The sequence below is a fragment of the Methylobacterium sp. D53M genome (assembly GCF_053345625.1).
Genome location: NZ_JBKFAL010000001.1, coordinates 325,596 through 339,587, shown reverse-complemented (window position 1 = coordinate 339,587; position 13,992 = coordinate 325,596). Strand labels below are relative to the sequence as shown.

The 13,992-nt window shown below is 72.4% G+C and carries 12 protein-coding genes; 3 read left to right on the top strand and 9 right to left on the bottom strand.

Features of this window, described 5'->3' with window-relative positions; all coding sequences use genetic code 11:
* Positions 1-2: 2 nt before the first annotated feature.
* The gene (locus ACLBYG_RS01645) at positions 3-131 is read right to left on the bottom strand and encodes a hypothetical protein (protein WP_020091564.1); all 129 of its coding nucleotides are present in this window, start codon (positions 129-131) and stop codon (positions 3-5) included.
* 55 nt (positions 132-186) lie between these two features.
* Between ACLBYG_RS01645 and ACLBYG_RS01640 the strand changes: the two genes are divergently transcribed.
* Positions 187-1,629 carry a cytochrome ubiquinol oxidase subunit I gene (locus ACLBYG_RS01640; RefSeq protein WP_447680386.1) on the top strand — a complete coding sequence of 481 codons (1,443 nt, stop codon included), beginning with the start codon at positions 187-189 and terminating at the stop codon, positions 1,627-1,629.
* Between the two features lie 4 nt (positions 1,630-1,633).
* Positions 1,634-2,647 carry a cytochrome d ubiquinol oxidase subunit II gene (cydB, locus tag ACLBYG_RS01635; RefSeq protein WP_447680385.1) on the top strand — a complete coding sequence of 338 codons (1,014 nt, stop codon included), beginning with the start codon at positions 1,634-1,636 and terminating at the stop codon, positions 2,645-2,647.
* 72 nt (positions 2,648-2,719) lie between these two features.
* Here cydB and ACLBYG_RS01630 read toward each other — a convergent pair whose 3' ends face one another.
* The 8 genes from ACLBYG_RS01630 to ACLBYG_RS01595 all read right to left on the bottom strand — a co-directional run bounded on the left by ACLBYG_RS01630 (position 2,720) and on the right by ACLBYG_RS01595 (position 12,448).
* Entirely contained in the window at positions 2,720-3,544 is an 825-nt protein-coding gene (locus ACLBYG_RS01630) for an alpha/beta hydrolase (protein ID WP_447680384.1), read from the bottom strand.
* A gap of 65 nt (positions 3,545-3,609) precedes the next feature.
* Complete coding sequence (locus tag ACLBYG_RS01625; protein ID WP_447680383.1) at positions 3,610-4,893, bottom strand: hypothetical protein; 1,284 nt, start codon at positions 4,891-4,893, stop codon at positions 3,610-3,612.
* Positions 4,890-6,674, bottom strand: a complete 1,785-nt coding sequence (locus ACLBYG_RS01620) for an alpha/beta fold hydrolase (RefSeq protein WP_447680382.1) — start codon at positions 6,672-6,674, stop codon at positions 4,890-4,892. The genes ACLBYG_RS01625 and ACLBYG_RS01620 overlap by 4 nt, the downstream gene beginning before the upstream one ends.
* A complete protein-coding gene (locus tag ACLBYG_RS01615) occupies positions 6,664-9,099 on the bottom strand; it encodes a glycosyl hydrolase 2 galactose-binding domain-containing protein (protein WP_447680381.1) in 2,436 nt (811 codons plus the stop codon). The genes ACLBYG_RS01620 and ACLBYG_RS01615 overlap by 11 nt, the downstream gene beginning before the upstream one ends.
* Positions 9,100-9,107: 8 nt before the next feature.
* A complete protein-coding gene (locus tag ACLBYG_RS01610; RefSeq protein WP_447680380.1) occupies positions 9,108-10,079 on the bottom strand; it encodes a DUF1839 family protein in 972 nt (323 codons plus the stop codon).
* A 4-nt stretch (positions 10,080-10,083) separates the two neighbouring features.
* The gene (locus ACLBYG_RS01605; protein ID WP_447680379.1) at positions 10,084-11,040 is read right to left on the bottom strand and encodes an amino acid--[acyl-carrier-protein] ligase; all 957 of its coding nucleotides are present in this window, start codon (positions 11,038-11,040) and stop codon (positions 10,084-10,086) included.
* Positions 11,040-12,203, bottom strand: a complete 1,164-nt coding sequence (locus ACLBYG_RS01600; RefSeq protein WP_447680378.1) for an acyl-CoA dehydrogenase family protein — start codon at positions 12,201-12,203, stop codon at positions 11,040-11,042. The genes ACLBYG_RS01605 and ACLBYG_RS01600 overlap by 1 nt, the downstream gene beginning before the upstream one ends.
* On the bottom strand, positions 12,200-12,448 hold the full coding sequence (locus ACLBYG_RS01595) for an acyl carrier protein (protein ID WP_170855117.1): 249 nt from the start codon (positions 12,446-12,448) through the stop codon (positions 12,200-12,202). The genes ACLBYG_RS01600 and ACLBYG_RS01595 overlap by 4 nt, the downstream gene beginning before the upstream one ends.
* Before the next feature lie 390 nt (positions 12,449-12,838).
* On the opposite strand from ACLBYG_RS01595, the gene ACLBYG_RS01590 reads away from it, so the two are divergent.
* Positions 12,839-13,927 (top strand): acyltransferase family protein, encoded by a 1,089-nt coding sequence (locus ACLBYG_RS01590; RefSeq protein WP_447680377.1) that lies wholly within the window; start codon positions 12,839-12,841, stop codon positions 13,925-13,927.
* Positions 13,928-13,992 lie beyond the last annotated feature (65 nt).

Here is a 13,992-nt window from a genome sequence, read left to right as displayed (position 1 = left end):
CGTCAGTGCGCCATGAGGCAGCAGAGGGTGCTCGCCTGCAGGATGTCGCGGGTGGCGCGGGCGAGGGCCTTGATCCAGCGCAATCGCGCCGACGCCCTCAGGTTCACGGCACCGGCCTTGAGCTGAATCAACGCGTCGCGATCCGGGCCACGGCAGAGCTGCCGCGTTCGTCCCCTGGAGACCGCGATGTCCGCCCTCGAACTGCCGAGTGCAGTCAATCTCGCGCGAGCCCAATTCGCGCTCACCGTCGTCTGGCACTTCCTGTTCCCGGCCTTCACCATCGGGCTCGCGAGCTACCTCGCCGTGCTCGAAGGCTTCTGGCTGCGCACCGGGAAGGCCGTCTATCTGGACACCTACCGCTACTGGCTCCGCATCTTCGCGGTCGCCTTCGCGATGGGCGTCGTGTCCGGCCTGGTCATGAGCTACCAGTTCGGCACGAACTGGTCGGTCTTCGCCGACCGGACGGCGCCGGTGCTCGGGCCGCTTCTCGGCTACGAGGTGCTCACGGCCTTCTTCCTGGAGGCGGGCTTCCTCGGCGTCATGCTGTTCGGCCTCGAGCGGGTCGGCAAGGGGCTTCACTTCCTGGCGACCTGCCTTGTCGCCGTCGGCACCCTGACCTCCGCGTTCTGGATCCTCTCGGCCAATTCCTGGATGCAGACACCCACCGGCCACGTCGTCGCGCCGGACGGCCGCTTCAACCCGGCCGACTGGTGGGCGATCGTCTTCAACCCGTCCTTCCCCTACCGCTTCGCCCACACGGTCACCGGCGCCTACCTCACCACCGCGATGATCGTCGGCGCCGTGGGCGCGTGGCACCTGCTGCGGGACCGGGCCAATCACCGGGCCCGGCTGATGTTCTCGATGGCCATGTGGATGGCCGCCGCTGTGGCTCCGGCCCAGCTGGTGATCGGCGACCTGCACGGCGGCAATTCCTACGCGCACCAGCCCGCCAAGGTCGCCGCCATGGAGGGTCATTTCCGGACGGAGCGCCGGGCCCCCGCGATCCTGTTCGGGTGGCCGGACGCGGAGGCGGGCGCGGTGCGGGGCCGGATCGAGATTCCCGGCCTCGCCAGCCTCTACCTGACCCACGATCTCGACGGTGAGGTCCGCGGGCTCAACGACATGCCGCGCGACGTCTGGCCGACCAACCTCCCCCTGGTGTTCTGGTCGTTCCGGATCATGGTCGGCCTCGGCCTGCTGATGATCGCCCTCGGTCTCGCCGCGCTCTGGCTGCGCCACCGCGGGCGGCTCTACGACACGCCCTGGCTGCACCGCTTCGCGGTCGGCATGGGGCCGTCCGGCCTGATCGCGGTCACGGCCGGCTGGACGGTGACCGAGGCGGGGCGTCAGCCCTTCACCGTCTACGGCGCGCTGCGCACCGTCGACAGCGTGTCACCGGTGGCGGCCCCGGCCGTCGCCGCCTCGCTGGCGGCCTTCGCGGCGGTCTACCTCGCGGTGTTCGGCGCGGGCATCTGGTACCTCCTGCACCTGTTCAATCAGGCGCCGCACGCCCACGAGCCCGGCCCGCCGCCCGGACAGCCGATCCGCACCGCCGGCATCACGCCCGCCCCCGCCCTCGTCGCCGGCGCTCCGACTGCCGGCCGCCCCCTCGCGCAGCCCGCGGAGTAGCCCAATGCCCCTCGATCTTACGCTCATCTGGGCGCTCCTCATCGCCACGGCGGTCTTCCTCTACGTGGTGATGGACGGCTTCGACCTCGGGGTCGGCATCCTGTTCCCGGCGGTGCGCGGCAAGGCGGACCGGGACGTCATGGTCAACACCGTGGCGCCAGTCTGGGATGGGAACGAGACCTGGCTCATCCTCGGCGGCGGCGGGCTGTTCGCGGTGTTCCCGCTGGCCTACGCCACGATCCTGCCGGCGCTCTACATGCCGCTGATCCTGATGCTCCTCGCGCTGGTCTTCCGCGGCGTCGCCTTCGAGATGCGGTTCCGCGCGGCCTCGCCCGCGAGCCAGCGGACCTGGGACCGGTCCTTCTCGTGGGGCAGCTACGTTGCGACCTTCTGCCAGGGCATCTGCCTCGGGGCCCTGGTCCAGGGCATCCGGGTCGAGGGCCGCGCCTACGCGGGCGGCTGGTGGGACTGGCTGACGCCGTTCTCGGTGCTGACCGGGGCCGCCCTGGTCGCCGGCTACGGTCTGCTCGGCGCCTGCTGGCTGATCTGGAAGACGGAGGGCGAGCTCCAGCTCCGAGCCTACCGGCTCGCGCGCCGGCTCGGCCTCGTCACGCTGGCGGCCATCGTGATCATCTCGGCGGCGATGCCGATCCTCAGCGACGCGTTCCGCGCGCGGTGGTTGTCCTGGCCGAATCTCGCCTTGGCCGCGCCGGTGCCGGCGCTCGTCGCGCTGCTGGCGTGGCGCTTCTTCGTCGCGCTCGATCGGCGGGCCGAAGTGACGCCGTTCCTCTGCGCCCTGGGCCTGTTCCTCATGTCGTATGTCGGGCTCGGCATCAGTCTGTGGCCGATGATCGTCCCGCCGGTGGTCACGATCTGGGACGCGGCGACCCACCCGAGCAGCCAGGCGTTCCTTCTGGCCGGCGCGGTGATCCTGGTCCCGATGATCCTGGCTTACACCGGCTACGTCTACTGGCTGTTCCGCGGCAAGGTCGCGGCGGGCGCGCCGGGCTATCACTGAGACCCGCCGCCCGTCGAATGGGGACGCAGGGATCGGCGCGCCGCGCCGGTCCCTGCCCTCTCGTGCTCGGCCTCACCGGCCGGCACGGGCGCCCTTGACGAAACGTGCGACGTCGTCCGCGACCGAGTACCGGAGACTGAACGGGAAGCTCATCGCGTGGACGATCTGCCCGTGCCCGAGACCCGGGTAGATCTTCATCGTCTCCCTGCCGTCGAAGCCGCGCAGCGCCCGGTCGAGCGACAGGGTTCCGGCGGGGTTGACGTCGAGATCCGCCGCGCCGGTGGCCAGCAGCATCGCCGGATGCGGATCCGCGGCGTGGTTGATCGGCTGCAGGGCCGGATCGCTGTCCGCGAACACCTGGCGATCCAGCGGATCGGTCAGCGCCGAAGTCGCGTAGGGTCCGGCCAGCCCGACGATCCCGGCGAGCTTGGCGGGACTGGAGCCGGCCCGCTGGAGCCAAGTCGCGTCGAGGCCCAGCATCGCGGCGGCCCAGGCCCCCGAGGAATGCCCCACGACGGTGACGCGGGCGGGATCGCCGCCGTACTCGGCCGCGTGCGCGAGGGTCCAGGCGACGGCGGCGGCGTTGTCCGCGAGGATGTCCTGGAGGCTCGCCGCCGGCACGTGGCGGTACTCGGGGATGACCGCGACGACGCCCCGCCGCGCGAACGCCGCGCCCACGTAGGCAACCTCGTCCTTCGATCCGGTCCGCCACCCGCCGCCGTACAGGAACACGGCGACCGGACGCGGCTTCCCGGCGGCTGGCCGGTAGATGTCGGCGCGGTGCGCGCTCCCGTCGGCATAGGGGACGCCCTTGTCCACGTGGACTTCGAGCGGCGCCAGCGCGTTCAGGACCGCGAGGGTCAGGCCGACGATCGTGTCACCCAGGTAGCTCAGCATGTCTCAGGCCTCCGAGAGGGTCGGCGTTCGGGCGCGGTTCGGAACGGACCGCGTCGGCGGCCGCCCTAGGTGAGCTCGACGACGCTGAGGCGGTCCGTCACCGGGACCGGCACCCGCCTGTCCGCGGGGAGATCCATCACGCTCACCGCACCGTCGTCGTCGAAGCGGTGGAGCCTCACCCGTCGGGGCTGCCGTGACAGGCGGAGCTCGGCGGTCCGCGCCGGCAGATCCGGCCGGGCGGCCCGGCTGCGCCGGTCCCAGCCATCGAGGCCGAGCCAGATCGGGACGAGGGTCGCCCCGTCCCGCCGCGCGAACCGCGCGGTGACGAGATCGGGAATGGGGTTGCCGAGCGTGACGTCGCGGTCGGCCGGAACGGCGGCGATCTCGCCAATTGGGGCGCCGAACAGCCGGACGAGGTTGCGCACCGCCGCGAAGGCGGGTGTGGGGCGACCGTCGTGGGCGAGAAGGCCGAAGCGGCTCTCGGGATCGGCGTCGCCGCGGTCGAAGCTGGAGATCAGCTCGTACAGGTAGGTCCGCCGCACGCCCTGGAGGTAGCTCCAGAGCAGCATCCGCGGGAGGTAGCGGGCGCGCAGTCCCGGCGAGATCGGCAGGTGGGCGCTGCCGGTGGCGAGCGCCGTGTGGTAGCCGTTCTCGGTCGCGATCACGGGCGCGTCGCCGAAGACCGGGCGCGCGGCCGCGACGAAGCGCGCGAGGCTGCCGCCGCCGTCGGTTTCCGGGTGCTCGGCCCCGGGATAGGCGTGGATGTTGGCGAGGTCGACGACCGCCGCGAGGTTCTGCGCCGCCGCGACGTTACCCTGGATGTAGCTCGGTCCGGCCACACGCACGGCCTCGGCCCGCGTGTCCGCCCGCACCGCGCGGAACAGGGCCGCCTGATGATCGGCCGAGAGCCGCGCGAGGCCCGGCCGCGCCGCGACCGGCGGCTCGTTGCCGCCCTCCGCCACGATGAGCCCGTCGCCGGCCCAGCCGGCGATCTCGGCGAAGCGCTCCGGCGGCACCCGCGGCCCCGGCGTGAGCCCGTCGTAGAAGATCAGGCTGAAACGGTAGCCCCGGTCGGCCATATCGGCGATGCGCTCGAACTGCCCGGCCGGCTCGTCGCCGACGAGCACGATGTCGTCGCGCAGGTGCCGGATCCCGAGTTCGTCGAGCGCCTGGGCGCAGGCGGCGAAGCGGTCGACGTAGGGGGTGCCGCGATGGCCGAGATGCACGTTGACGCCGATCGAGTCGATCAGCGCCTCGCAGCGGTGCAGCGGCTCGGCCGCGGCGGCCCGCCCGGCCGCGAGCGCGCCCGCTGCCAGGGCGAGGGCGGACCGGCGCGTGAGACGGGTCACGTCCGGCCCGCCAGGGTGAGACCGCTTCCCGGCGCGGCGGCCTTCGCCACGCCGGTGCGAGTCGCGTGGGCGCGGCGGACGGCGCGCAGGAGGTCCTGCAGCACCTCCGCGACCCGGGCCTGGGCCGCGCGGGAACCGAAATTGTGGTCCACGCCCGGTACCACCGTCACGGGCGCTCCGACACGGCGGTCGGCCGGTCCGGGCGAGCGTCCCAGATGGCGGCGGACGGCCGCGAGGCCCGGATCGCCCGCGCTGTAGAGCAGGCGGATCTCCGCGCCCCGCCGACGGAGGGCCGCGACCCGCCGGGCGGGCGAGCCCCCGAGCGGACCGGGGCGGAGAGCCCGGCGCAGGCGGCGGATCCCGGCCTCGATGCCGCGCCGGGCGAGGACCGAGGCGATGGCGGCGATCCGGATCTCGCCGCGGATCAGCCGGCGCCAGGTCGCGCCCCGCTTGAGCAGGGCCGCGTAGGTGGACGCGCTCCCGAAGGTCTGCCGGATGACCTGGTCGAGGTCCTGATCCGGGTCCCAGTCGAAGCAGTAGAGGTTGAGCAGGAGCGCGCCGTCGATCCGGCGGTCCCGGCAGAACGCGTGGAAGGCCGCGTAGGCGCCGCTGCACCCGCCCACCAGCAGGATCGGGCCGCCCGCGCCGGCGATCAGGTCGACCGCCGCCGTGACGTCGGCGAAGCCGTCCGCGGCGAAGAGGGGCTTGCGGCCGTCCGGCCGCTCGTCGCTGTCGCCGATGCCGCGCAGGTCGAACCGGACCGACGCGATCCCCTCCGCGGCGAGGCGCCGGGCGAGATCCGTGGTCTGGCGCCCCCATCCGGAATGCACGCTCATGCCCGTCGAGACGAACAGGATCGTCGGCGCCGCGCTCTCCGCCCGGTCGGGCCGGCAGCGGATGCCGATCAGGCCGCGCCCGAAGCGGACCGGCGCCTCCGCCCAGCCCGGTCCGGTCAGCCCGTTCCGGCGCCCGTCGATGGCGATGCCGCCGGGTCGCGGCCCGGCGGCCGCCATCCCGTCGGTCGCGAAGCCGATGACGCGGGCGAAATCCGCGGTCGGGACATCCGAGAAGATCGGATCGGCGACGAGCGCCGCGAGACCCGGGAACGCTCCCGTCGCCACGTCGCAGCCGAGAGCGCCGAGGTGCGCGGCCAGCGCCTTGGTCTCGGGTGCGAGGAGCAGCGCGTGGCGGGCCGGCGCCCGCGCGAGCCGCGCGAGGTTCAGCTCGGCGAGATCGGTGAGGAACGCCGCCTCCATCCGGAAGCCGCCCACGGTGAGGCTGTCCGGGTCCTGCGCCGGAGCGGACCCGTCCGGCAGGCGGCCGATCGTCTGCGCCCGCAGCCGCATCTCGCGCAGATACGCGCGCCCGGTCGTGACCGGCGCCAGCAGGACGAGGCGGTCGACGGCCTCCGCCTCGCCGGCCAGAGCCGCGAAGGTCGCGCCGAGCCGCAGGCCGGCGACGACGATCTCCGCGACGCCGGTCGTCGCGCGCAGGTACGCGATGGCCCCACGCACCGCAGCGACGCAGCCAGCGACCCGCGCCTCGTCCAGATCGGCCGAGTCGCCCTCGCCCGGATAGTCGAAGCGCAGCGTCGGGCAGCCCGCCGCGGCGAGGCCCTCGGCCAGGGAGCGCCAGGGCCGATGCGCGGCCATCTGCTCGAAGCCGTAGGCCCCACAGAGGACGACGCCCCGCGTCCCGGCCGCCGGATGAAGCCACCCGAACAGCCCGTCGAAGGTCACCGGCACCGACACCGCGGCCTCGGACCCGACTTCACCCGTCATGACCGAATTCCACGATCTCGTCGCTGTTGATGGCCCGCACGCGCCCGCGCGGGAGCCGGGCGGCCTCCGCGAAGGTGATGATCCGGCTCGACCCCGGGGCGAGATGGAAGCCGCTGTCGGTCGGCCGTGCCCACGGGGCCAGCACCTGGATGCCGCGGGCGAAGCGCTCGGTGCTGATCCGCAGACCCGGCCCCGCCTCGGTCGCGATCGGCTCGGCCCGGAGGCCGACGGCCGACCGGTCGAGCGGCCCCGCGCCCAGGACGTGGAAGCACTCGGCGATCACGCGCCCGTCAGCGTCGGTCAGCCGCGCGTGCGCGAGATCGTGGATCCGGGGCCCGAACCGGTAGCTGTCGGTGGAGTCGAAGAAGCGCCCGAGAAGGGCTGCGGAGGTGAACGTGAGCGCCGCCCGCGGGCCGGCCTCGAGAGCGCGCTCGGCGCGGGCCGCGACGCGGCCCGCGACATCGCAGAAGGTCAGCGACAGCGTCAGCGCCCGGGCCGTCGCCCTCTCGTTGAGGACGTGGACATGGAGGCCGTCGAGGCCCTCATCGGTGAGGAGGACTTGGACCGGGCGGAAGGCGCGCCTCAGCGCGTACCAGGCCGATTTCGGGCGCTGCGTCCAGTCGATCACGCCCCAGCCGGCTCCGGGCGCGAGGTCGCGCAGCATCAGGACGAGGCCGCCGGCCGTCGGCGAGCGCGGCCGGCGCCACTTGGAGAAAGTCGCCTCCATGACCTCGGCCACCGCGGCGCGGCCGAGCTCGAGGTAGCGGTCCGGGTCCTCGGCGCGCAGGGTCGCCGGATCGACGCCGTAGAGCGCGCCGACGTAGTGGTCGCGCACCGTCTCGAAGTCCCAATCGGCGCCGCGGTCCTGCGGGATGCCGGACTGCCAGAGCGGGTCGGCCGGTCCGGTCGGGCCCAGCGTGCCGGCTTCGGGCGGGTTGGCGAAGGCGAGGCACTCGCTGGCGAAGCCGACCTCGGCCCGGCGGGCATCTTCCAGGGGCCGTCGATATGCGCCGACGCCGAAATAGTGCGTGCAACCCCTGCGCGGCGAGAACGGCAGGTCGCCGCCGGAGGGCGAGTTCGGCACGACGACGAGATCGGGCCGCCACGCTGCCACCCGCTCCGCCAGCGTGTCCGCGCAGTAGGCGTCGGCCCAGACGGCGCGCGGCGCCCCGAGCATCGCCGCCTGCTGCCAGACCTCGCTGCCGCCGCAGACGACGGAGAGCGACGGCGCGGTCTGCGTGCGGTCGAGGAATCCGCTCAGCTCGCGGTCGAGCGCGGCCGCGAAAGCCGGTTCGGCGTGCGGGTAGTCGAAGTTGGCGAGCATCAGGTCCTGCCAGACCAGGATGCCGAACTCGTCGCAGAGATCGTAGAAGTCCGGGGCCGGATAGAGCGTCGTCCCGGGCACGCGCAGCATGTTCATGCCGGCCTCGCGCGCCAGCTCAAGCAATGCGCGGGTGCCGTCCGAGCCCAGCCCGACGAGGTCCGGCGGCGTCCAGACGGCGCCCCGGCAGAAGAGCGGCGCGCCGTTCACGGCCAGCGCGAGCCCCTCCGCGAACAACCGCGTGAGCGACAGGGTCCGGAAGCCGACGCGGCCCAGGTCGATTTGCGCCCCGTCGACGCGGACTTCGACCGGGTGGAGGTTCGGTGCGCCGTGGGTATGCGGCCACCAGGGCGCGATGCCGGGCAGCGCCAGCGCGCCCGCGAACAGGCCCGGCTCGACCTCCGCGAGTGGGGCTTCGCCGCCGCCGCACCGGAGGAGGACGGTGCCGACCGGACCGTCGACCCGCAGGCGCACGGCCACCCGGCCGACGTCGCCGTCGAGGGTCGTACGCACATCCGCGGCGCTCGCGCGGGGGCGGACCGGCTCGACGGTTATCGGGCGGTAGGGCCCGACGAGGTCGATCTCGGGACACCAGCCCGGCATGAAGCCGAGGACGCTGGTACGCACGTGGCGCAGCGACCCGGGCGTGATCATCCGCGGACGCCAGCGCCCGCGCTTGGCCGGGCGTTCGAGTTCCGCCCGAAGCGCGCGGAAGCACAGCGCGAGGTCGGAGGTGCCGCCAAGGTCCACGTCGACGACGTGCTCCTCGAACATCGCGCGGGCGCACAGGACCGGGACGCCGTCGAGCCAGACCTCGGCGAGGGTGGCGAGGCCCCCGAAGCGCAGCCGGGCAGGCCCGGAACCGGTAATGCGTGTCCGATACCAGACGTCGCGGTCGTGGATCGGCTCCGGCGCCGCCTCGCTCCAGCGTCCGGCGGCTCGAAGGGCGCCGGCGGCGGTGCCCGGAACCTCGGCGACGATCCAGTCGGTGACCCCGTCCAGATCGCCGGGACCCGCGCAGGCGCCCGCCGGCGTCGCGGCGAGCCGCCAGGGCCCGAAGCGGACCTCCGGCGCGCGGTCGTCGACGCTGCGGATGCGGGCCATGACGCCTCTCAGCGGTCCAACGCGCGGTCGAGATCCGCGAAGACGCGGTCGTATGTCGCCGCGAGGCGGTCGAGGCGCGGCGCCAGGCCCTCGGCCGAGCGGCGATGGAACGCGCGGGCGAGCTGGAACTGGAAGGCCTTGGCCTCGCGGCTCAGGTCCGCGGCGGCCGAGGCGGCTGGCCCGAATCCGCCGGCCTCCCGGGCCTCGAGCCACGTGAGATGACTGGCGAGCATCTCGAAATTACCGCCGAGCTGGCGCGTGGTGTTGAAGGCGTAGGCGTGGAACACGCTGAGCGGCCGGACGACCAGCTCCGCGGCCGTCGCCGCGAGGGTATCGCGGAACGCCAGGACGGGGTTGCGCCGGGGCGCCCGGGCGCGATGCCGGACGAGCAGTTCGCGCGCAACCGCCGGCAGATCCGCCGGGCCGAGCGACGGTGCGACGGTCTTCACGAACTCGGCGTAGGGCGGCAGCGTCGCCGGCCCGAAGATCCCGGTGTAATCCTTCCCGGCGAGGCGGAAGCGACCCGCATTGTGCAGGTAATCGAGCTCCTGCGCGGCCGGATCGAGGGCCAAGATCCCGATCGTGGTCTTGCCGTGCTCGCGTCCGTAGGTGGTCCCCTGGGTGTCCGGCAGGTAGATCGCGTCGACCTCGACCAGCACCGGCCGGCCGGCCGCGGCCTGGATCACGGCGTGCTTCTCGAGGCCGTCGTAGACCGCGAGTTCCAGCACCTCCAGACCGTAGAGGCGCTCGATATCGCCGGTCGGCGGTTTGAAGAAGGTGAACTGGTCGCCCTCGAAATCCTGCCTCACGGTGAAGCCCAGCATCGCCTCCGGCACGAGGCCGCGTCCGTGCAGGAGCTCGATCCAGAGGTCGACGTAGCAGTTCGTCTCCGGCCAGTCGCGGCCGGAATCGTGGAGCGGGTGCGGGACGTAGGGTCCCGCGGCTCCGAGACCCTCCGGCAGGCGCAGCGCGGCGGTCACCGCCTCAGCCCCACAGCTCGGCGCGCGCGGCGGCCGGCCACGCGGCGAGATCGAGCCCGTGGTGGCGCAGGAGCGCCAGCGTGATCCGCTCCAGGCCGAAGCCGACGCAGGCCGTGTGGGCGACCTCGCCGTCGGCCTGGCGCAGCTCCCAGGTGCTGCCGAAATGGTCCTGGTGATAGTTGAAGCTGAGGCAGGCCGTCGGCTTGTCGACGCTGTTGACCGGGACGTTCAGCTCGAATTTCAGCCCCTGCGCCCGCTGGTTGTTGGCGAGCATCCGGCCGGCGCGGCCGAAGAACGGGTCGTTGGCCGCGTCGATCGCGAGCGGGAGACCGAGGGCGCGGATCATGGCCGTGCCGCGCTCGAGCCAGGCTTCGCGGAAGGCCAGGACCTGCTCGGGGCTGCCCATGCGCACGTACTCGCGCATCCGGAACAGCTGCATCCGGGTCGGCTCGAGCGAGGGCTCGCGCCGGAAGCAGTAGGATTGCAGGTCGAACAGGCGGCCCTCGGCCGGCAGCGCGCCCCGCGCGGCGGCGACCGGGTAGACCGGGTAGCAGGCCGCGGGCGTCAGCACGATGTCGGTGGCCTCCTGCTGCCCGGTCCAGTCGGTCCCGGCCTCGAGGCAGGCGAGGATCTCGGCGTGGCCGCGCGCGTCGCCGCAGAAGCTGTGTACGGTGCCGGCGAGGTTCGGGAAGCCCTTCAGGTAGCCGCTGCGCTCGAAGGCCGGGCGGCTCATCGCCGGCGGGAAGCGCAGCACCTCGGCCTCCTGGGTGGCCCCGAGTCGCGTGATCATCCGGTCGAGGGCGTCGACGACGCTCTCGAAGCCGCCGCTGCGGCCGTAGAGGCCGTCGATGCCGGTCCGGACTAGCAGGCCGTGATCGAACAGGCGGTCGAGGAAGGTGGGACCGCCGGCCGGCTCGTCCTCGAGCAGCACGTCGACGGGGGCAGAGGAGATCGATTCCATCACGCACTCATGAGCTGGCCGCTGCCCTTCTGCACGAGCAGGAGCTTGGCGGTGTTGGCGAGGATGCGGTCGTTGCCGATCATCAGCGGCGCGGAGAGGACATCGCGCAGCGGCCGCCCCAGGCTGAAGGGCGTGTCGTTGCGGTAGCCGGCGAGGCCGACGATCGCGAGTGCCCGCCGGACGATGTCGACCGCCATGTCGGAGACGGTGATCTTCAGGTTGTTGAGCATCACGCAGAAGCCGACCGAGCCGATCGTGTCGGCGTCCCCGTGCGCGTCCTCGAAGCGGCGCAGGGCCGACACGATGGTGCCGCGCATGGCCTGATGCGCGCTGGAGACCTCGGCGAGGCGCGTCGCGGTCGGCGGCACCTGCCCGGGCCGGCGCCGCGCCTCGGCCTGCACGAAGGCGCGGGCGCGGTCGACCGCGTAGGTCGCGATCCCGTACCAGACGCTGCTCCACAGCAGGTGCGAGGAGGCCAGCATCGACTGGGCGGCGATCTCCGCGAACGGCTTCGGCAGGATCTGCTCGACCGGGACGTTCCGCGCCTCCAGGCGGAAGCCGTCGCTGCAGGTCCCGCGCATCCCGAGCGTGTCCCAGTCGCCCGTTCGCGCGAGGGAGATCTGGTCGGCCATCAGCGCGACGAGGACCTGATCGGACGTCGCGGCGTCCGGATGGCGCCGGGCCGTGGCGAGGATCAGGTCGGCGTTGGCGCCGTAGGAGATCACCGACGCGTCCTTGCCGAGGGCGAAGACCTCGCCGGTCGTCTCCACGGCGCAGAGGCTGTTGCGCAGGTCCCCGCCGATGCCCGCCTCCGTGGTCGAGGAGGCGACCAGCAGCTGCTCGCGCGCGATGCGCTCCATCAGGCGCCCGTGCCACGGGCTGTCGAGGCCGTGGGTCACGAGGCTGGAGACCTTGATGTGGTGCATCGCGAAGACCATCGCGGCCGCGCTGCAGGCCTGCCCGAGCGTGCTGCACAGCTCGGCGATCTGCGTCAGCCCCGCCCCCTCCCCGCCGAACTGGCCCGGGATCTGGAGGCCGAGCAGCCGCTCGGCCCTCATCGCGGCCACGGCCTCCGCGGGAAAGCGGCCTTCGCGGTCGACGGCGTCGGCGTGGTGCGCCGCCACCGCCGCGGCCCGCTCGGCGCGCGCGGCGAGCGTGCTCATGCGGCTTCCTGCTGGATCAGGGTGGAGACGGCCTCGCGGATCGCGCGGATCGACGAGAACGACTTGCGGTTCAGGAGCTCGTCGGGGAACTCGATGCTGAAACGCTCCTCGAGGCCCAGCATCAGCTGGACGGAACCGAACGAGTCCAGCCCGAGATCGAACAGGCTGTCATCCTCGGAGAGCTGGTCGGCCTTCCCGGCGAAGGCTTCGTTCGCCCCGAGAATCTCACGGATGTCTTGAGCGATATTCAAGGCGGAACTCCTTATTCCAGTTGTCACGACGCTATTGAACGGATCGGATCGGCGTCAAATTATCTATTGATTAATAGTAAATAGCGGTCCGTAGAGGGCGACACAGGGTTGCGCACCGTGCAAACAGGAACCGGATGTGGCCGGCGGCCTACATTCGGCGACACCACCTTTACGATCACTTTCCAGCTCTTGCTTTCGTGATCGTCCGTCCAGAGATTTCGCGGATTTAGCAACTCATGCGTGTAAATGCCCCGCCTGATCTTAAATTCGAGACGCGGGCCATTTAGGACGTTTCCGGACTCGTCGTGACGCGGCGGGGCCATCTCGGCCATAAGGGCGCGACGTCGCCCGTCCCGGGCGGGCCCAGCGATCAGCCGGCGCGCGATGATCTACAACCTTCAAATCCTGCGTGCCGTCGCCTCGTACCTCGTCTTCCTCACGCATTTCGGCCTCTACATCGGCCCCGTGCTGCCGAGGCCGGATCTGTTCGCCTTCGGCGCGAGCGGGGTCGACGTGTTCTTCGTGCTCTCCGGGTTCATCATGTTTGTGAGCACGAGCGGGCGCCGCGAGAGCCCGGGCGAGTTCCTGCTCCGCCGCGCGTCGCGCGTTGTCCCGGTCTACTGGCTCGTCACGCTCGCCCTGGCGCTGATCGCGCTGACGGGCCTGAAGCCCATCGGGATCGTGGAGATCCGGCCAGATTACGTCGTCCAGTCCCTGCTGTTCCTGCCGTTCTCCCGCGGCGGCTTCGTCGAGCCGCTCAACTCCGTGGGCTGGACACTCAATTACGAGATGTTCTTCTACGTGGTCTTCGCGGCGCTGCTCATGGTGCCGAGACCCGCCTTCCGGGCGTTCGGTGCGGCCGCGATCTTCCTGGCGCTGATCCTGCTCGGATTGCTGCCCGCGTCGAATCTCTACTGGGCGTACTACACGAAGCCGATCCTGATCGAGTTCGCCGCCGGCATCGGGCTGGGATACGCCTACCTGCGGCTCCGGGCGCCGGCCGCGGGCTTCCCGGTCCGGCGCGTGGCGTGCGCGGCCGTCGCGGCCGCTCTTCTGCTCATCCTCGGCGGCCAGATCGTGACCGACGCGCTCGGCGTCAGCCCCGAGCTGTCCGGCTTCGCGCGCCCGCTGATCTGGGGGTCAGCGGCCGTCCTGATCGTCGGTGCGATGCTGCTGCTGGAGCGGGGCGGCATCGCCCTGAAGTCGCGCTGGCTGCTGTCGCAGGGCAATGCCAGCTATTCCTTCTACCTGGTCCACAACCTGCTGCTGCACAGCGCCGCCAAGATCGCGGCGCTCGTCGTCGCGCCCGGCTTCGCGCGCGCCGCCCTGATCTTCGCGATCGCGTTCCCGGCGGCGGTCGCCGCCGGCGAGTTGCTGTTCCGGTATGTCGAGACGCCGGTGATCGCGGCCCTGCGGCGCCGGCTCGACCGGCGGCCCTCGCCCGATCCCCTGCCCGTTCCGGCCGCTTCGTAGGCCGCGCAGCCGGGCCCCCGCCGCCGGTGTGCCGACCCGGCGCAGCGGGCACCCACGGGGAGTCA

Bases quoted from the DNA above. Each gene is read 5' to 3' on its own strand.
- ACLBYG_RS01640 (WP_447680386.1), top strand. From the start codon at position 187: ATGTCCGCCCTCGAACTGCCGAGTGCAGTCAATCTCGCGCGAGCCCAA.
- cydB (WP_447680385.1), top strand. From the start codon at position 1,634: ATGCCCCTCGATCTTACGCTCATCTGGGCGCTCCTCATCGCCACGGCG.
- ACLBYG_RS01630 (WP_447680384.1), bottom strand. From the start codon at position 3,544: ATGCTGAGCTACCTGGGTGACACGATCGTCGGCCTGACCCTCGCGGTC.
- ACLBYG_RS01620 (WP_447680382.1), bottom strand. From the start codon at position 6,674: ATGACGGGTGAAGTCGGGTCCGAGGCCGCGGTGTCGGTGCCGGTGACC.
- ACLBYG_RS01615 (WP_447680381.1), bottom strand. From the start codon at position 9,099: ATGGCCCGCATCCGCAGCGTCGACGACCGCGCGCCGGAGGTCCGCTTC.
- ACLBYG_RS01605 (WP_447680379.1), bottom strand. From the start codon at position 11,040: ATGGAATCGATCTCCTCTGCCCCCGTCGACGTGCTGCTCGAGGACGAG.
- ACLBYG_RS01600 (WP_447680378.1), bottom strand. From the start codon at position 12,203: ATGAGCACGCTCGCCGCGCGCGCCGAGCGGGCCGCGGCGGTGGCGGCG.
- ACLBYG_RS01590 (WP_447680377.1), top strand. From the start codon at position 12,839: ATGATCTACAACCTTCAAATCCTGCGTGCCGTCGCCTCGTACCTCGTC.